At 40.9% G+C, this 19214-nt stretch carries 17 protein-coding genes; 9 read left to right on the top strand and 8 right to left on the bottom strand.

Annotated features, from left to right (window positions below; translation table 11 throughout):
• The first annotated feature begins 22 nt into the window (after positions 1–22).
• From lepB to NYR17_RS03360, 3 genes are read left to right on the top strand one after another with little or no spacing between them, the layout of a single operon-like run.
• Entirely contained in the window at positions 23–1636 is a 1614-nt protein-coding gene (lepB, locus tag NYR17_RS03370; RefSeq protein WP_302506401.1) for a signal peptidase I, read from the top strand.
• Positions 1636–2250 (top strand): WbqC family protein, encoded by a 615-nt coding sequence (locus NYR17_RS03365; RefSeq protein ID WP_302506400.1) that lies wholly within the window; start codon positions 1636–1638, stop codon positions 2248–2250. The genes lepB and NYR17_RS03365 overlap by 1 nt, the downstream gene beginning before the upstream one ends.
• 1 nt (position 2251) lies before the next feature.
• Complete coding sequence (locus NYR17_RS03360) at positions 2252–3934, top strand: S8 family serine peptidase (protein WP_302506399.1); 1683 nt, start codon at positions 2252–2254, stop codon at positions 3932–3934.
• 76 nt (positions 3935–4010) lie between these two features.
• On the opposite strand, the gene ppk2 (NYR17_RS03355) is transcribed toward NYR17_RS03360, so the two are convergent.
• The gene (ppk2, locus tag NYR17_RS03355; RefSeq protein WP_302506397.1) at positions 4011–4814 is read right to left on the bottom strand and encodes a polyphosphate kinase 2; all 804 of its coding nucleotides are present in this window, start codon (positions 4812–4814) and stop codon (positions 4011–4013) included.
• Between the two features lie 15 nt (positions 4815–4829).
• Positions 4830–5684 carry a polyphosphate kinase 2 gene (gene ppk2, locus NYR17_RS03350; protein WP_302506396.1) on the bottom strand — a complete coding sequence of 285 codons (855 nt, stop codon included), beginning with the start codon at positions 5682–5684 and terminating at the stop codon, positions 4830–4832.
• Between the two features lie 278 nt (positions 5685–5962).
• Here ppk2 (NYR17_RS03350) and NYR17_RS03345 point away from each other — a divergent pair, with 278 nt between their 5' ends.
• The 5 genes from NYR17_RS03345 to NYR17_RS03325 all read left to right on the top strand — a co-directional run bounded on the left by NYR17_RS03345 (position 5963) and on the right by NYR17_RS03325 (position 10160).
• On the top strand, positions 5963–6292 hold the full coding sequence (locus NYR17_RS03345) for a PadR family transcriptional regulator (protein ID WP_302506395.1): 330 nt from the start codon (positions 5963–5965) through the stop codon (positions 6290–6292).
• Between the two features lie 17 nt (positions 6293–6309).
• Positions 6310–7959 (top strand): PspC domain-containing protein, encoded by a 1650-nt coding sequence (locus NYR17_RS03340; protein WP_302506393.1) that lies wholly within the window; start codon positions 6310–6312, stop codon positions 7957–7959.
• Positions 7960–8159: 200 nt separating this feature from the next.
• Complete coding sequence (locus tag NYR17_RS03335; protein ID WP_302506392.1) at positions 8160–8732, top strand: 1-acyl-sn-glycerol-3-phosphate acyltransferase; 573 nt, start codon at positions 8160–8162, stop codon at positions 8730–8732.
• A gap of 18 nt (positions 8733–8750) precedes the next feature.
• Complete coding sequence (locus tag NYR17_RS03330) at positions 8751–9173, top strand: PaaI family thioesterase (protein WP_302506390.1); 423 nt, start codon at positions 8751–8753, stop codon at positions 9171–9173.
• Entirely contained in the window at positions 9174–10160 is a 987-nt protein-coding gene (locus NYR17_RS03325) for a chorismate-binding protein (protein WP_302506388.1), read from the top strand.
• Here NYR17_RS03325 and NYR17_RS03320 read toward each other — a convergent pair.
• From NYR17_RS03320 to NYR17_RS03310, 3 genes are all read right to left on the bottom strand, one after another.
• The gene (locus tag NYR17_RS03320; protein ID WP_302506386.1) at positions 10127–10645 is read right to left on the bottom strand and encodes a GNAT family N-acetyltransferase; all 519 of its coding nucleotides are present in this window, start codon (positions 10643–10645) and stop codon (positions 10127–10129) included. The genes NYR17_RS03325 and NYR17_RS03320 overlap by 34 nt on opposite strands.
• A gap of 99 nt (positions 10646–10744) precedes the next feature.
• Positions 10745–12526 (bottom strand): 30S ribosomal protein S1, encoded by a 1782-nt coding sequence (rpsA, locus tag NYR17_RS03315; protein WP_302506384.1) that lies wholly within the window; start codon positions 12524–12526, stop codon positions 10745–10747.
• A gap of 269 nt (positions 12527–12795) precedes the next feature.
• Positions 12796–13455 (bottom strand): YceI family protein, encoded by a 660-nt coding sequence (locus tag NYR17_RS03310; RefSeq protein ID WP_302506383.1) that lies wholly within the window; start codon positions 13453–13455, stop codon positions 12796–12798.
• Positions 13456–13596: 141 nt separating this feature from the next.
• On the opposite strand from NYR17_RS03310, the gene ligA reads away from it, so the two are divergent.
• The gene (gene ligA, locus NYR17_RS03305; protein ID WP_302506381.1) at positions 13597–15609 is read left to right on the top strand and encodes an NAD-dependent DNA ligase LigA; all 2013 of its coding nucleotides are present in this window, start codon (positions 13597–13599) and stop codon (positions 15607–15609) included.
• 57 nt (positions 15610–15666) lie between these two features.
• Here ligA and NYR17_RS03300 read toward each other — a convergent pair whose 3' ends face one another.
• The 3 genes from NYR17_RS03300 to NYR17_RS03290 form a co-directional block, all read right to left on the bottom strand.
• Positions 15667–17079: an alkaline phosphatase gene (locus NYR17_RS03300; protein WP_302506379.1), complete on the bottom strand. Its 1413-nt coding sequence runs from the start codon at positions 17077–17079 to the stop codon at positions 15667–15669.
• A gap of 101 nt (positions 17080–17180) precedes the next feature.
• The gene (locus tag NYR17_RS03295) at positions 17181–18092 is read right to left on the bottom strand and encodes a geranylgeranylglycerol-phosphate geranylgeranyltransferase (protein ID WP_302506377.1); all 912 of its coding nucleotides are present in this window, start codon (positions 18090–18092) and stop codon (positions 17181–17183) included.
• Between the two features lie 30 nt (positions 18093–18122).
• On the bottom strand, positions 18123–19049 hold the full coding sequence (locus NYR17_RS03290; protein WP_302506375.1) for a mevalonate kinase family protein: 927 nt from the start codon (positions 19047–19049) through the stop codon (positions 18123–18125).
• Between the last annotated feature and the right edge of the window lie 165 nt (positions 19050–19214).

The raw sequence follows: 19214 nt of genomic DNA, 5'->3' as shown, positions 1-19214 counted from the left end.
GTTTTATTGATAAAAATTGATTATGGATTATATTTTAAAATATTCTTTTTATGTTCTCATCGCCTCGGTGTTATTGGGCGTTTCCACTTGGAAGTTATTCAAAAAAATGGGGCAAAATCCGATTTTTGCGTTTATTCCTTTCTATAATTATTATATTATTCTGAAGGAAACCCAACATCCAAAATGGTGGGCAGCTCTCTCCTACTTGCCTATTGTAGGTCCAATTATGATGTCTGTTTTTCATCTCTTTTTGGTTCGGAAATTTGGAAAGACTTCTACCCTACAACAGGTGTTAACGGTTGTTTTCCCTTTTATCTACCTTGCTATTATCAATTATAGCAAAGATACAGAGGTGAAGACAGAAGAGACTTTCTACATCAGCGAGGAGGAAAAAGAAAACCAAAAGAAGGAAACTTTTTTGGGTTCTATCACTTTTGCGGTGGTCTTTGCAACCATTATCCACACCTTTATTACACAACCCTTCGGGATTCCTACGGGCTCTATGGAGCGTACTCTTTTGGTGGGGGATTTTCTTTTTGTGAATAAACTGAACTACGGTTATAGAATGCCGATGCGCCCCGTGGCACTTCCCTTTTTACAAGGTACTATTATGGATACAGGGCAAAAAGGCAATCCCAAAGATGATCCCAAATCTTATGTAGATGCCATAAAATTGCCTTATCTGCGTTTACCAGGTTGGGAGAGCGTCCAGCGAAACGACATTGTAGTTTTTAACTACCCTCAAGATTCTGTGCACGCTGCCATAGACCGAAAAGATGCTTATGTAAAACGCTGCGTAGCGGTAGGTCACGATGTTGTGGAAATGAAGCAAGGGCGACTTTGGGTGAATGGTAAACCTGAACAAATGATGGGCGACCAAGAGGTGCAATACGCCTACCTTGTCTACACCACAGAACCGATTGATGTGAATGCGCTTTGGAAACGATTGGGCTATTTGCCACTTCAAGAACATACGACAGATCAAGGTTTTGTTTATCAGTTTCAAGGTTTAACGGAGGCTTTGCTTAACGATATTAAGGAGCTACCAGGCTTTGTACAAGCGGAAGAAATACTTTCGCCAAAGGGAGAAAAAGCCATTTCTTACTTCAACCCACAGCATACCAAAATAGACACTGCCAACACCATTTTTCCTATCAACAAAGATTGGAACCAAGATTGGTATGGTCCTCTTAAAATCCCTAAAAAAGGAGATGTGGTTACCCTCAACGAAGAGACATTACCTGAATACCAGTGGATTATCTCGGAATATGAGCATAACCACTTGGAGCATAAAAATGGGAAAATCTACATCAATGGGCAAGAAACCAACCAATACACCATCAAACAAAATTACTATTTTATGATGGGGGACAACCGTGATGCCTCTTTAGATGCGCGCTTTTTCGGCTTTGTACCAGAGGAAAACATCATTGGAAAACCGATGTTCACTTGGATGAGTCTCCAAGGCGTGTTTGACCAAGGACCTAAAAAAATCCGCTGGGATAGAATGTTTAAAGCCACCAACACTGGCGAACAGCAAAAAACTTCATATTGGTGGATTGCCGCCTTGGTGCTGATTTTATTCTTCGGTTGGGAGTATTTTGTAAAATTATTTAAAAACAAGAAAGACGACTAATGAAGCTTTTGCCCCTATTCTACTTGCCACCGATTTCGTGGTGGTCAGAATTTCTTAGTGACGACGAGGTTACCTTAGAGCAATGCGAGCATTTTCCTAAGCAAACCTATCGGAACAGAACCAACATTTATGGTGCTAATGGCGTGCTCACGCTTAGCATTCCCATTCGGCATAATGGGAAGAGAGCGCTACGAGAAATAGAAATTTCTAAAAACGAAAGGTGGGAAGCGCTGCATTGGAAATCCATCAAAATTGCTTACCAGACTTCTCCCTATTTTGAGTTTTACGAAGATCAACTGAAAGCCATTTTTGAGTTTGAAGACAGCCATTTGGTGCCTTTCAACCTGAATGCCATCAGCATTATTCAATCCATATTGAAGACAGAGAAGTCTTTTGTACTCAGCCAGACTTATGAAAATCCTATCACAAGCGAAGATTTTAGATTGGCTTTCTCCGCAAAAAAACCTTCCGAATATGAGATGCCCGCTTATTATCAAATTTTTTCGGACAAGTTGGGCTTCATTAAAGACCTTTCTATTATAGACCTGATCTGTAACAAAGGCCCAGAATCTGCGACTTATATAAAACAAGTAAAACATATCAATAGTAAATAACATGAAGAAAATCATTATTGCAGCTTTATTTTTAGTTGGTTTTCAAACCGCTTTTTCTCAAGAGCAGCACGACAGAGATACGGAAACTTGGTATCATAAAGATTTTAAAGCCACCAATGTTTATGGCGTAAACACACAAAATGCATATAAATTTTTAGAGTCTAAAGGTTTAAAACCGCACACCGTAGTGGTTGGCGTTTTGGACAGCGGCGTGGAAGTTGACCACCCAGGGCTCATCAAAAATATGTGGAAAAACCCAAATGAAGTGCCGAACAATGGTATAGATGACGACCACAATGGCTATGTAGATGATATCTACGGTTGGAACTTCATCGGTGGTAAAAACGGTGATGTAGATGTGGATAATATGGAGGTAACCCGCGTGGTGAGAAAATACCAACCTATTTTTGAAGGCGAAGATTCCGCAAAAAATAAAACCAACCAAAGCCAAATGCCAGAGGAGTTCCAAATGTATATGAAAGCCAAAGAACTCTTCAACAAAAAAAGTGTAGAAGCCAAACAAAATGCCGAATATTACAAACTACTCTACAGCAAAATCCCTTCAATAGTAGGGCTTTTAGGCGATAAAACTTTAACTCCAGAAAACTTGGCAACCCTAAAACCTAACAGCCAAGAAGAAGCGATGTATCTTCAAATCTTAAACCAAATGGCGCAGAGCGAAGAGCTTAAAGGGAAGGATGCCAAAGCGCTACAAGCCTCATTAGAAGAGGAGATTAAGGGCGCTTTAGATTATTATGGTCCACAAGCACAGCAATACGATTTAAACTTTGACACCAGAAAAGAAATCGTGGGAGATGATGTGGATAATTACGATGAAAAAAACTACGGTAACAACCACTACGAGGGTCCAGATGCCAAGCACGGCACCCATGTGGCTGGGATTATCGCTGGGCTTCCACAAGGAGATGAAGTGCAGTATGGCGTGGCTTCCAAAGTGGCAAAAATAATGACCGTGAGAGCCGTTCCTAACGGTGATGAAAGAGATAAAGATGTCGCCAACGCCATCCGCTATGCCGTGGATAATGGTGCTAAAATTTTAAATATGAGCTTCGGAAAGCCTATTTCTCCAGGGAAAAAACAGGTTTGGGATGCTATAAAATATGCTCAAAACAAAGGCGTGCTTTTGGTAAAAGCGGCAGGTAACGATAATGAAAACATCGGAGAACACACCTATTACCCAACGAATTTCCTGACTCCTACTGATGAAAAGCCATTCGTGGATAATATGATTGTAGTGGGCGCCAGCACTAACGATAACGATTTCCTAAGAGCGGGCTTCTCCAACTATAATGGTAAAATGGTAGATGTTTTTGCACCAGGGGAAAAAATCTATTCTACCGTGCCAGATGCTCAATATGAATACCTGCAAGGGACCTCTATGGCATCTCCAGTAGTGGCGGGTGCTGCGGCTGTGCTTTTAGCCTATATGCCGAACCTTACGCCAGCACAAATTATAGAATCTTTGGTGAAAACCGCCAACAAGTCTACCGTAAATGCAATGATAGACTCTAACACCAACAACCGCTTTGATTTAATCTCTGTGGCAGGTGGCGTTATAGACGCTTATAAAGCGGCAGAATATGCCTATACACACTTTTACAAAGGTGAAAAATCTACCGCAAAAGCTAAAAAACAAATCCATCGCAAAAGAGTGAGAAAATAATTTTTAGCCAACTATGTTCATTAAAAAAGATGATTGGAGACATTTCCAATCATCTTTTTTATTTATGAGCTTATGTTTAATCTAAACTTTGACTTTGCACCAATTCGGTGTTTTTAGGCTCATAGGGCATTTGTTGCAAGATGTACTCCAAAGCTTCTATCCTCGCCTTAGATTTTTTATTGGCTTTTAAAATCTTCCAAGGTGCAAAATCTGTATCAGACACATCAAACATTTTTTCTTTGTATTCCGTGTAAACCTCCCAAAGTTCTAAAGCTTTGGCATCTACAGGGCTGTATTTCCACTTTTTAAGCGGATCATCAATGATCTCTGCAAAGCGCTTGGCTTGCTCCTCCTTAGAGATGGAAAAATAAAGCTTGAGAATATAAATGCCAGAATTCACGAGCATTTTTTCAAATTCATTCACTTGAGACATAAAAATCTCGTATTCTTGTGGTGTGCAGAAGCCATTAACAGGCTCTACCACAGCGCGGTTGTACCAGCTTCTATCAAAGAAAACAATCTCTCCCGCCTTAGGCAGCTGGCTGATGTAGCGCTGGAAATACCACTGTCCTTGCTCCACTTCGTTGGGTCTTGGCAAAGCCACCACGCGGTGTTCACGCGGGTTGAGGTGCTCGGTAATCCGCCGTATGGCGCCACCTTTCCCTGCGGCATCTCGCCCCTCAAAGAGGATCACCACTTTCTGTTGATTTTCTACCACCCAATTTTGCATTTTGATGAGTTCCTCTTGCAAACTGGCGAGCCTTTTATCATATTTTAAAGTCCAGAGGGCTTTTTCTGGGTTGAGGGTTTCATTTTGCAATAGGGCGTAAAGTCCTTTTTTGGTGCTGAGTTTTTTAAACTCTTTATCTGTTAATTTCATTCTCTTATTTTTAGGTTAAAAATCAATCTGTTTTATCATTCTAAAATACCGCTGAACGATGCTTGGATCAGGGTTTAATGATACTTGGCTATCGTCTTTGCCCTCATAGTTGAACTGGCTGAGAACATACCGAATAGCTTCTAAACGGGCACGCTTTTTATTATCAGATTTTACCACCACCCAAGGCGAAAAGGCGTTGTGCGTTCTGGAAAACATTTGATTTTTATACTGCGTAAATTCATCCCAAAGCTCCTGCCCTTTTTCATCCACTGGGCTGTATTTCCATTTTTTAAGTGGATTTTGCAAACGGCTTTCAAAGCGGGCTTGTTGCTCCTCCTTGCTCACCGAGAACCAAAATTTAATCAGATGAGTGCCTGCCTCGTAGAGCATATGCTCAAATTCTGGCACCTGCACCATAAATGCCTCGTATTGTTCTGGCGTACAGAAGCCCATCACAGGCTCTACCACCGCACGGTTGTACCAACTTCTATCAAAGAAGACAATCTCGCCTGCGTTGGGTAGTTCTTTAACATACCTGCGGAAATACCACTGCCCACGCTCCACATCGGTTGGTTTATTGAGGGCAACGATGCGCATAGCCCGCGGGTTAAGGTGTTCCGCAAAACGCTTGATGGTACCTCCTTTCCCCGAGGCATCACGACCTTCAAAGATGATGGCGACTTTTTTGCCTTGATTTTTTATCCAGTTTTGGAGGTTCACCAACTCGGCTTGTAGGCGTTTGAGCTCATCTTCGTACTCTATTTTCTCTATAAGAGCCGCTATTTTAGGGTCTTCGGCTTGATGCTCTTCAAGGTAAAGCATCAGTTCTTGCTTGGTTTTGATTTTCTCTAAATCGGATTGTTTTATCATAAGTTGATCATTTTAAAATCTTGTATAAAGTTACGGTATTTTTAGAATACAACGCTCTTTTTAGGAACTGATATTTTACATATTATCGTTATTTTTAGCCTCCTTTCCCTTTGATTTGACTAAAATACAGAAAGATTACAAAATCAAAACTAAAAATAATTAAATTGATAATCAACACAATACATAAAACAAGAAAATAAATTACTACTTTGTATTGCAATGTAATTATTTATTTTCATATCTTTGCAAAGTAAATTTTAAACCAAAAACTAATTACAATGAACACAGAAAATGCAAAAGCCCAAATGAGAAAGGGAATTTTGGAGTTCTGTATTCTGAGCCTGATCAGCCAAAAAGAAATGTATGTTTCGGATTTAATGACATCGCTCAAAGATGCAAACTTTGATGTGGTAGAAGGTACCCTCTACCCCCTTTTAACGAGATTGAAAAATGGAGAATTCCTCGCCTACCGATGGGAAGAATCTACGGGAGGACCGCCCAGAAAATACTACCGCCTGACAGAAAAAGGTGGAGTATTCTTGGAGGAACTCCGCAGCACTTGGCTGGAACTCATCCACTCTGTTAATTTAATTACTGAAAAACAATAACCTTAAAAACTTTCATTATGAACAAAACGATTACCATAGCTTTAGCGGGATTTTCCTTCACCATAGAAGAGCATGCCTACATTAAACTAAGCGACTACCTCAACGCGCTCAGAAACACGCTTCCGCAAGAGGAAGCCGATGAGGTAATGTACGATATAGAAAGCCGTATTGTAGAGATTTTTAGAGAGTCCCTCGGAAAACGCGAGGTGATTTATGATGCGGATGTGGAGCATGTGATTGCCCTCATCGGAAAGCCTGAACAAATTGAAGAACAAGAGGAAACTTACAGCAATACCGCAAATCCTAAGGTGGCAAAGCAACTTTTTAGAGATCCTGAACGCAAGAAAATTGCAGGGGTTTGCGCTGGTTTAGCCGCTTATTTTGGAATGGAGATTACCATTATGCGCTTAATTTGGGTGGTTTTATTCCTCTGTCTATACGCCTTGCCGTATAGCAACCCTGGGTTTCTCTTGTTAATCTATGGTTTGTTATGGCTGATCCTTCCGAAAGCCGTTACAGCATCAGATTTTTTAAAAATGAGAGGCGAGCCTCTTAACTTTGACAACCTTAAAAACGAGTCCAGTAAAATTGCTAAAATTGCGACAGACTCCTCACGGCGCATCACCGAGATTTACAACGATAAAAGACAGGTGATTACAGAAACAGGGAACAGTTTTACTAATATATTGCGCTACCTTTTAGGGTCTTTTTTAGGGGTTTTTAGTTTGATATTGTTCTTTGCTGCCTTTGCTATTTTTACCGCATTTTTCACCACAAGCCATGTCTCAGTGCCTGGATACCTCGGTTTTATCTTTTTAGATGGTCCGATTAAATATCCTACGCTCATCAGTGCGTTTCTTACGCCGCTCATCCCTGCCTTGATATTGCTTTTCCTAACGATTAAGCTATTCTCGCCAAAAACTCAGCTTAAATACGTCACTTACATCATTGGCGTATTGGGTTTTATATGGATCATCTTGGCAATTTACTTGGGTATCAGCTTCTCGGAGCACACCCTTGCCTATAGCTCAGAAAATGAGGAAACGGAAAATATCGCCATCAATACCCCATCAGACAGCTTGTGGATTGGCACCAATAAAGTGGCTATTCCATCGAACTTTAAACAACGCTGGGGCTCCATCTACACCGATGATAAGACCTCGGTTTATTTCGAATCTTATCCGTATGTTTATGTGACTACCACCCAAAAAGATGTTGCGCCTTACCTCATTGTGAAGAAGGAAGCCTCGGGCTATAACCAACCGATTAAGATGAAAATTCCTATCAAAATTGAAGATAATAAAATCTTGCTCCCCAACTACATCAGCTACGGTTATCAGGACCGCAAGCGCCTGCACAAGGTAAAATATGAACTGGTAGTTCCAGAGCGCTATCGTGTTCTAAAAATAGACCACAGCGACCTTCGGATTATTCAGAAAAATAAAAATGAAAAGCACGATGATGATCAAGATGACGATGACACCAGCGTTTCTATCAACATCAATGGGAACCAAATTGAAACCTCTTCTGATGGAGATTCTGTGAGCATCAACGGTAAAAAATATTCTTCTGATGAAGCCGATAAAGTTTGGGAACAACTCGCTCCTTCTAAAAAGGAAGAAATTAAAAATATTTCCATCAAAATCAATAAAAACAATAAAAAATAAACGCTAATGGAAGTTTTTTTTAACTTCAAATGAGCGGATTAACATAAAAAATATTCAATATGATTTACACTATTTTAGAAATATTAAGTCGGTGGATAGATTGGTGTTGGTCTTTATTTTAGCCGTTTATAGATAAAATAGTATATTTGCAGACAGCCTTTTGTTTTGGGCTGTCTGTTTTTTTAATTTAAACAAAGACAATGAAGAAAATATTAGCCAAAATCATCTTGAAAATTATAGGTTGGAAGGTCGTTTTAGACGGCGATGTGAACAACTTAGACCGTTGTATTTTAGTGGTGGCACCACACACCCATAACTCCGAATATATACTGGGCAACTTGGCTTACTGGCTCTTGGATAAACCTCTGAAAATCATCATTAAAGATGACCATACCAAAGCGTGGTACGGCGGTTTGATTAAAGCTTTGGGCGGCATCGGGATTGATAGAAGCCAGCGGAACGACTTGGTCAATTTCGTAGCGAAACAGTTCGAAAAGGAAGATTTTTCTTTGGTTATCACGCCAGAAGGCACCAGAAGCCGCGTGTCTAAATGGCGCAAAGGCTTTTATCATATGGCACTCACTGCCCGCGTGCCCATCGTGATGGCGGCAGGCGATTTTAAAACCAAAACCATTTATTTGGGTCGGAAAATTCCATTAGAAACCTTGGAAACCGCCTCTTACGAAGAGATTCTTAAAATCATCAGCGACTATTTTGTAGAGCGGGATATCCACCCCAAAATCCCTGAAAACTGGAATCCTAACATTCAATAAAACCAAGACTTAATCACTATGGATGCGAATAAAAGAGAAGAGATTTTACACTTTCTCAACCATTGGGGAGATGCCCATATGGGCAAATTTTTGGATATTGTTTTCACCGAAGTAACGGAAGATAGCCTTACCGCCACAATGCCTGTAACACCGAAAGTTCATCAACCTTTTGGGCTCCTGCACGGTGGCGCCAGCTGTGTTTTGGCAGAAACTTTGGGTTCGTGCCTGTCTAATATCCACCTTGACCAAGAGAAATACTACGCCGTAGGCACCAATATCAACTCTAACCACCTGAAATCCAAGCGATATGGCACTGTAATTGGCACGGCTAAATTCATCAGAAAAGGAAAAACAATGCATGTGTCTGAGATAGAAATCCGCGATGAACGCGGCGACCTCATCAACTATACCACAATGACCAACAATGTATTAGCCAAATAAATGAACGCTATTTTTTACCGATTGCCCCACACTTCTACCCTATTTATGCAGCAACCCAGTGATGAAATTGGCGTTCAGTTTTACGATTTTGATGGCAAAGCACAGTATCATTTTTATGGCGAACCTACGGAAATTTCCGCCAAAGTACTGCGCAATCTCGATTTAGAAATTTATCTTTTAGACCGCCTCAGCGAGGAAGAAGGCATTACCGCCCAAGAATACGAGCAAAAAATACAAGAAGTCATTGCGTTTATTAAAGAACACCACCTTGCCAAATTGGTGATTTCCAGAGAGAAAAAAATATTTTTTCATCATAAAACCATCAGCCTTACCCACACATTTCTTGAGCTATGTCAGGCTTTTCCACAAGCTTTGGTGTATCTTTTTATCCAAGATGGGGGGTGCTGGATTGGTGCTACACCTGAAATTTTAGGACAGTATAATATTGAACAACAGCGCTTCCAAACGATGAGCTTAGCTGGCACCCTACCCCTCAACGAAGCGTGGTCCGATAAGGAAATTGAAGAGCAACAAGCCGTTACCGACTATATTAAAAACCAGTTGGCGCCCTTTTCTTCAGATATTCAGGTTTCGGAAACTTATAGTATGAAAAGTGGCAGCATCAAACATCTCAGAAACGATTTTGAGCTCTCTGTGCCGCCTCAGCAAGTGGAGGAACTGATTAAAACCCTGCACCCTACGCCCGCGGTCTGTGGTATGCCAAAAGATTTTTGCAAACAGAGTATTTTAAACTTTGAAACCCACCAGCGGCAGCTCTATACGGGCTATATCAAAATACAGCACCATGGTAACATCTATGCCTTTGTAAACCTCAGGTGTGCTCGAGTTTTTCAGAATGGGCTTATCGCTTATGTGGGGGGTGGCATTACCGCTAAAAGCCTTCCTGCAAAGGAATGGGAAGAAACGGAGCTCAAATCTATGGCGATTGGCTCTCATTTGTTTTTTTCCCTATCAAGAATTTTCTGAAAAGCCTTTCTGGAACTGCCTCTAAAATAAACTTCGCCGCAGTAAACATAACCTAACACCTTAAAAATGTGCAACATAGAGGCGTTGTCATAATTGGTATCTATTTTAATGCTCGTGATGCTTTGCCCTTTCGCCCAATCTTCTACCCACAACAGCACTGTTTTCGCTAAGCCTAAGCCTAAATAATCCTCGTGCACCACCAACCAATGCACCGCAATATAAGGCTCTACAGTCAGCCACGCGCCATTTTCTATAGCTTCATAAGCGGGTTCGTGGGGCATAAGCGCACAATAAGCCACCACCTGATGCTGGTGCTTGAGCACATAGCCGAAACCTTGTGCAACATCGTGCTCTACGGTTTCTAAATTGGGATAGCCGTCTTGCCATTGTTGGCTTCCTTCTTCTTTTCTCTTTAAAATACCTTGCTGGAGCAAAGCCCAAATATCGGCGGTATCTTTGGGTGTGGCTAATTTTAAGTTGATCATTTTATGAGGGTTTATTTTCTTCAAAAATAAAAAATCCGCTCCAAAAATCAATTTTGAAGCGGATTGCATATGAAATCAAAAAATTGAAAAAATTAAGGATTACTTACCTTCTTCCATTTTCTTTTTTAATTCAGCTAAAGCGTCAATATCGCCTAAAGTCGCTCTCTCTTCAGATGCAGAAGATTTAGCCGCAGCTTCTTTCACTGCTTTTTTCTCTTCTTCACGGAAAAGTCCTGTGTGAGAAACCACAACTCTCTTGAACTCTTTGTTGAACTCAATCACTTTAAATTCAGCTTCTTCCCCTTTTTTGATTTTAGAACCATCTTCTTTTTCTAATAATCTTGATGGGCAGAACGCTTCTACTTCAGCATCTTCAAATTTCACTTGAGCACCTTTGTCAAATACTTCAGCCGCTACACCTGTGTGTACTGTACCTTCTGCATATTTGGTTTCAAATTTATCCCAAGGGTTTTCTGTAAGTTGCTTGTGTCCTAAAGATAATCTTCTGGCTTCTACATCTAACTCTAATACTACTACATCTAACTTATCGCCTACGTTGCAGAATTCTGATGGATGCTTGATTTTCTTAGTCCAAGAAAGATCAGAGATGTAGATTAACCCATCAATACCTTCTTCTAACTCTACGAATACACCGAAGTTAGTGAAGTTTCTTACTGTACCTGTGTGCTTAGAGCCTACTGGGTATTTATCTTGGATGTTTGTCCATGGATCTTCAGTAAGTTGCTTCATACCGAGGGAGATTTTTCTTTCCTCTTTGTCTAAAGTTAAGACTTGAGCTTCTACCTCGTCTCCTACTTTCACGAAATCTCCAGCACTTCTTAAATGTGTGCTCCAAGACATTTCTGAAACATGGATTAGTCCTTCTACACCTGGCGCTACTTCTACGAAAGCACCATAGTCAGCCAATACCACTACTTTACCTTTCACTTTGTCTCCCACCTTCATATTTTCATCTAAAGCATCCCAAGGGTGAGCTTCTAATTGCTTCATACCCAATTGGATTCTTGTTTTATCTTCATCAAAGTCTAAGATTACCACTTTTACAGTCTGTCCGTCTTCTAAGATTTCTGTTGGGTGGTTTACTCTTGACCAAGAAAGGTCTGTAATGTGTACTAAACCATCTACACCGCCTAAGTCAATGAATACCCCGTAAGAAGTGATGTTCTTAACAGTACCTTCAAGCACTTGACCTTTTTCTAACTGAGCGATGATTTCTTTTTTCTGATCTTCAATATCCGCTTCAATAAGCGCTTTGTGAGATACTACCACATTTTTGAACTCTGGGTTGATTTTTACTACCTTGAATTCCATTGTTTTACCCACATATTGATCGTAATCTTTAATAGGCTTCACATCAATCTGAGAACCAGGTAAGAACGCTTCAATACCGAATACATCTACAATCATACCACCTTTGGTTCTTGATTTTACGAATCCGTTCACCACTTCTCCACTTTCGTGGTATTGGTTCACTTTATCCCAAGCTTTGAGGGTTCTGGCTTTTTTGTGAGAAAGTTGTAGCTGTCCGCTTTTATCTTCTCTTTTATCCACCATCACTTCCACTTCGTCACCTACTTTAAGTCCTGGGTTGTAGCGGAATTCGTTAAGAGAAATCACACCTTCTGACTTGAAGTCAATATCTACAATAGCCTCTTTGTCGGTTAATCTTACCACTTTACCTACGATCACATCATCCTCGGCTAAGTCGCTTAAAGAACCTTTGTAGATTTCTTCTAATTCTTGTTTTTCGCTTCTGTCCTCTGCGTTGAGACCTGATTCGTAAGAATCCCAATCAAAGTTTTCAGGTGCTACATTTTGGTTCATTAGAACCTCTTCTTGTTGTTTTGTCTGTTCTGACATAATAAAAAATTTGTATCCAAAACGGCTATTCTATGGGCTAAAACGAAGAATACGCTTTGAAGTTGGTTAATTTAATAAGTTTTTGCTTTCGCCCAAATTCTCGTAAAAAGCTCGGCAAAGATACAACTTTTTTATCTTCTAACCATATGATTTTAAAAGTTTTTAATGCTTTTTCACGGGGTTAAAAACAAGGCGTTTCGCAATGCCTATTGAAGATAAAAAATCACGACCGTAGCCGTGATTTTGGAATTTAGAAAAGTCTATATTTCTTATTTTTTCTCCACTGCATCTATGCTCACTTGTAAGGTCACTTCATCTTTAATCACTCCATTCTGAACTGGCATTTGGAATTTCACACCAAAGTCTTCTCTATTGATATCGGTTGGCTCAGTTTTGATGCTCACTTTGCCATCTTCCACCTTCACATTGGCTTTAAATTGTACTGGCTTGGTGATGCCTTTTATGGTTAAATTACCGTCTAAAAGCGTATTATAATCGCCTTCTGCCTGTGGCGTTACTTTGGTAATTTCATAAGATGCGGTCGGGAATTTTTCTACTTCAAAGAAGTCTCCGCTCTTTAAGTGTCCATCTAATTTCGCTGATTTTTCTGCATCATCAGCAAGATCTTTATTCGCTAAAGAGGTGATGTCAGCCACAAATTTTCCGCTTTCTAATGCGCCATCTTTCACGGTCAGCTCACCGCTTTCAAATTTAATTTCTCCAAAATGGCTGGTGTTTTCAGATTTTACCACTTTGTAGCCTTTCCACTCTATTTTACTATTTACAGTGTCTATGGCGTAGGCTTGACCATCGGCAGTAGTGGTTACCTCGTTGCTTTCACTCGTTAGCGGTTTGTCTTTTCCACAAGATACCAGCGTTAATGTTGCCAGCCCAAAGGCAAGGGCTAAACTAAAAATGTTTTTCTTCATTGTATTTAATGATTTAAAATTATTGGGCTAAGATAATGATTTTTTTCTTAACTTGCTCAATCTTCGCACAACCGCTTCGTGAAGTAAAACTTTGTGAGCCATAAAAAATGCTTAAATTTGTGTCCTCTATAACCCAACAGTATGACAACAGACATCCAGAAACGCATACAAGAGCTGAGCCAGCGCCTCCATCAGCACAATTATCAGTATTATATATTAGACCAACCCACCATTTCTGATTTTGAGTTTGATGCTTTATTGAAGGAACTCCAAGATTTGGAAGCGCAATATCCTGAATTTTTGGATCCCAACTCACCGACACAGCGTGTGGGCGGCGGCATTACCAAGCATTTCCCAACGGTAACCCACGAGTTTAGAATGTATTCTCTGGATAATTCTTATGATTTTGATGATTTAGAAGACTGGCAAAAGCGCTTAGAGAAAACTCTGGAAACCTCACAAATCAGCTATGTGGCGGAACTCAAATACGATGGCGCTTCTATCTCCATTCTGTATCAAAATGGGCAACTTCAACAGGCGGTTACCCGTGGCGATGGGCTTCAGGGCGATGATATCACTGCAAATGTGAAAACCATCTCTGATATTCCGCTAAAACTCCACGGCGATTTCCCTGATCAGTTCTACATCCGTGGCGAAATCTACCTCACCAAAAAGCAATTTGCAGAAATCAACAAAGGTAGAGAGGAAGAAGGCTTGGAACCCTTTATGAACCCACGAAATACGGCTTCGGGGAGCCTTAAAATGCAAGATAGCCGAGAGGTAAGGCGCAGAAAACTCTCTGCCGTACTCTACCAAGCGGTCAGCACTGCCGACCTCGCTGCCACGCATTGGGAACTTTTACAACAGACCCAATCTTGGGGCTTTAAGGTCTCTCAGCACGCCCAACTTTGCCAAAATATAGAAGAAGTAAAAGCCTTCATCAACCATTGGGAGCACCAGCGCCACCATTTGGATTTTGAGATTGATGGCATCGTGATCAAAGTGAATGATTTCAAGCAACAACAGCAATTGGGCTATACTGCCAAATCGCCGCGCTGGGCTATGGCATATAAATTTAAAGCCGAAAAAGTGGAAACACAGCTGGAATCCATTGCCTACCAAGTGGGCAGAACGGGTGCCATAACGCCTGTTGCCAATCTGAAACCTGTGCTTTTAGCTGGAACGGTGGTCAAGCGGGCATCTCTACACAATGAGGACATCATCAAAAAACTCAACCTCCACCACCACGATTTTGTGTATGTAGAAAAAGGCGGCGAGATTATTCCTAAAATCGTGGGTGTTAATTTAGATAAAAGAACCCCACAAAGCCAAGAGGTTCAATACATTACCCACTGTCCAGAATGCGGAACGCCATTGGTAAAAATAGAAGACCAAGCCATCCATTATTGCCCTAACGAAGAGCACTGCCCTCCGCAGGTTATCGGCAAGATGATACATTATGTCTCCCGAAAAGCCCTCAACATTGAAAACTTGGGTGCCGAGACCATAGAGCAACTCTACCACGCTGGGCTCATCAAAAATGTGGCAGATTTTTATACTTTAACGAAACCTCAACTCTTGCCTTTGGAGCGTATGGCTGAAAAATCGGCGCAGAACATCTTAGACGGCATTGAAAAATCTAAAAATATTCCTTTTGAAAAAGTACTCTACGGCTTAGGCATCAAGCATATCGGCGAAACCGTTGCCAAGAAATTGGTCAAAAATTTCCCTTCCATAGAAGTACTACAAGCTGCCAGCGTGGAAGACCTTGTAGAAGTGGAAGACATCGGGGTAAAGATTGCAGAAAGTTTGGTGGATTACCTCAAAAATCCTGAGCATATTCTCCTCCTCCAACGGCTCAAAGAATACGGCGTACAGCTGGAAAAACAAGAAACGGAAACCGTTTTAGACAGCGAGGTTTTAGATGGTAAAACTTTCCTCTTCACAGGGAAATTATCCCTATTCACACGGGAACAAGCCGAAGCGATGGTGGAGCGCCACGGCGGCAAAAATATTTCTGCCGTTTCCAAAAACTTAAACTATTTGGTGGTCGGCGAGAAAGCGGGTAGCAAACTCAAAAAAGCGCAAGCTTTGGGCAGTGTCATTATTTTAGATGAACAGAGTTTCCTTGATATGATCGTCGCTCAGGAGTAGAAAAACAAAACGGACCGAATGATTTTCAGTCCGTTTTTTTATGGTATGCTATTTTTCTTAAAAACGATTTTCCACCTCGGCGGCATCCAATAAAAACTGGTGAATGTCAGTGTTTCTCATCAGAGGTTTTAGGCGCTCACTGCCTGGTCCGAACATCGCTAATTCTGTATAATCCGAAGAGTGGTCCATACTAATCCACCCCACAGAAGTATAGGCTTTCTGCATCTCGGACAAGAGTTTGAAAGGCAAATGCCTTGGGTTGTAGAGCCCATCTTCCTTGTGCGCCGTAGAATAATAGGATAGAATTTCTTTGGCTTGCTCATCTGTCAGTGGCATTTCTCCACAAGCCTCTGCCACACGATTTTTGATAAAGCTAAGGCTACTGTCTGGCTTTATCCCTTGTAGAATCCACTCGTTAGACTGCGTGAATTTCTGCACATGGTCAAAATTATCGTTACAAGCTTTTCCGTAAATCAGCCCTGGGTTGGCATTACCATGGTCAGAAGTGATGACCACCAAAGTATTGCCATCTTGCTTCGCGAAATCGGTCACCACTTTTACGGCTTCATCAAACGCCAATTGGTCGTATAACAACGCGGCGATATCATTGCCATGTGCTGCCCAGTCCACCTTTCCGCCCTCTACTTGCATCACGAAACCTTGCGGATGGTCTTTCATCAGCTCTATCCCTTTGGCTGCCATTTCGGCTAAAGTTGGGATCTTTTGCGTTAATTCCTCACTGTGGTTTCTATCCACGGAATACGGCAAAGCTTCTTCATCAAAAGTTCCTAAAATAGGTTGATTTTTAGGTGCTGATAGCATTTCCTCTCTGTTTTTAACCACAGAATATCCCTTTTGTTTAAAGGTTTGAAATACATCTTTTTTATCCTTTCGGTCAGCGGCATCAAAGTATTTCTTACCACCGCCCAAGAACACATCAAAGCCCAACTGAGCGTAATCCGAGGCGATGCCTTCCATAGCGCTTCTCTTTTTAGAAGTGGTAGAAAATCCCGCTGGCGTTGCGTGGTTAACGGGCACTGTGGTCACGCAGCCCACCTTTTTGCCTGCTTTTTTGAATTTCTGGAGAATCGGCATATTTTCTTTGCCATCTGGACTGATGTTCAGGCTGCCGTTATTCACACGCACGCCACCGCCCCAAGAGGAACTCGCCGCCGCAGAATCGGTTACGATAGAGTTAGCCGATGCCATATCCATCACGGCGCGCTGTACCAAATTATTTTCGTACAAGCCCAGCCAGTTGGAGGCTCGCCCTAATTTTCTTCGGGAATAAATATCCGCCATATGCAGCGTTCCTGCACTCATCCCATCGCTGACCATAAAGATGATATTTTTGGCTTTTTTACCTTTAAATTCCTCTTCTATCGTGTTGGCTTTTACACTAAATGGACTCAGGAGCATTCCTCCCAAAGTGGCTATAGAGCCTGTTTTCAAGAAATCGCGTCTTCTCATATGATTTTACTTTATGCAAAGATAGAGTTTATCTTTTAATATTTGGTTTTGATTAAAGTTAAAATTTACATCTTTTAATGTTAAAAATCAGTGGATATCGGCTAAAAACGCTCATAAACGCCATTGAGAAACATACAGCCCACGCCAATAAAAATCCAGATTTTGAGCCAGTTGATGAGCAATACCACTTTGATCGGCTTTGAAAATAAGAGCTTGATGCCCATCAGCACAAAAACGCCGATGGACGCCATAAAGTAATATTTCAAAAAATAACTGTGCCGAACATAGGTCACCACCACGCCCGCCGCCCCAGCATTCATCATCATTAAAAAGAAAAGGACAATGCGGGTCACTTTACTGCCAAAAACGATGGGTAAAGTTTGGTAACCGAAGAGGAAATCGGCTCTGCGTGTGGTATAATCTTTCAGAATGTCTATCATCAACAAGGTTAAAAATAGGAAGACCGCCATCCAAAATAGCTTATAAGAAAAGTATTGATAATATACCAACAAGCCAAAAAATGGATACAACGACAGCGATACATAAACCCCATGGTTGACCACCACCCAGCGGCTCAGTTTATGGCTATAAAACCAAATCAGAAATTGATAAATCAGGAAAAAAATAAATATCCGTGACGATAGCAAATACGCCATCCCCAACGATAAGACATTCAGCAATAAATAGGAATACAGAATGTATTTTTGCTTAATAAATGACTGTAAATAAGAGCGAAACGGTCGGGTCAGGCGGTCTTTTTCTCGGTCATAAAACTGGTTAATCAGCCCCCCTGCCGCTATGGATAGCACGGAACACAGGATAATGCCGTGCACTTTATAATCAAAAACGAAACTCCGAAGACTCTCCTCTTGGTTGAATAAAAAAAAGGTGGAAACATAGAGCGTTAGCGTATAAAAAATCAGCCCCAGCGCCCTTGCACTCAGCAAAAAGCCCACCACTTGGGATTGTCTATACGAAAGCCAAGAATATTGAGGTTGTTTTTTAGCGTTCATCGTTCGCTTTCACACGCGGAAAAAAGGATATTAAAAGCGATAAATCACTTCTTTTTTAAAGCCTTCCAGCATTTTTTCGGCTTGTTCATAATCTTGGGTAAAGCCTAAAATATAGCCTCCGCCTCCGCTGCCACAGAGTTTAAGATAATAAGAATTGGTATCCAAACCTTTCTTCCAAATATTAAAAATACTCTCTGGAATCATCGGGCGAAAATGCTCATATGCCCAATGTGATAACTTTCTGAGGTTTTTAAAAAACGGATTCATATCTTTTTTCAAAAAAGCCTCTATACACGCGTTATTGTAGCGGATAAATTCCTCTTTTAGCGTTTTTCTGAAGCCATCATTTTTCAATTTCTCAAAGAAAATTTGCACCATAGGCCCTGTCTCCCCTACCGTTCCAGAATCGATTAGGAAAATCGCTCCTTTGCCCTGTTGAGCCTCTGGAAGCGCTACTTTATCCACATTTTCTTTATTTTCAATGAGAATAGGCAAGTTCATATAGCAAATCAACGGGTCTATACCAGAACTCTTGCCATGGAAATAGCTTTCTAAAGTTCCGAAAACCTGTTTCAAATGCTTTAAATCTGATTTGCTAATCTGTTCTGGTTCGTATTTGGTAATGGAATAGCGCTCAAAAATGGCAGCCACCAAGGCGCCAGAACTCCCCACGCCATACCCCTGTGGAATGTTAGAATCAAAGAACAAACCCGCTTCTATATCGTGTTTTAGTGCGGCAACATCCAACTGAAAAGCCGTTGGTAAATCTAAGGTTTCTAAATATTCGGCGTATTGCAAAAGAGAAGCGTTGGACTTCTGTTCAAAGTCCGAACTTAAATCTGAAAATTTCAGTGTTCCCTTATAAAAACTGTAAGGCACCGTGAGCCCCTGTGAGTTTTCTATAATGCCATATTCTCCGAAGAGCAATATTTTGGCATAGAATAAAGGATTCGCCATTCCATATTGATTTTGGTAAGGCAAAGATACAATTTTTATTGAAACCGACCATCAATCCATTTAAAAACATGATAGTTTTCTATCGGTTAAAACTTTATTTTTATAAAACTTTAACTTTTTTGTCCTAAAAAACTCAATATTTATCCTTAAATTTGTCTATTCTTC

This window comes from Riemerella columbina, from assembly GCF_030517065.1.
Classification (GTDB): Bacteria; Bacteroidota; Bacteroidia; order Flavobacteriales; family Weeksellaceae; genus Riemerella; species Riemerella columbina_A.
Note: the sequence above shows the minus strand (reverse complement) of the source record. Positions and strands in the feature narration are given on the sequence as shown.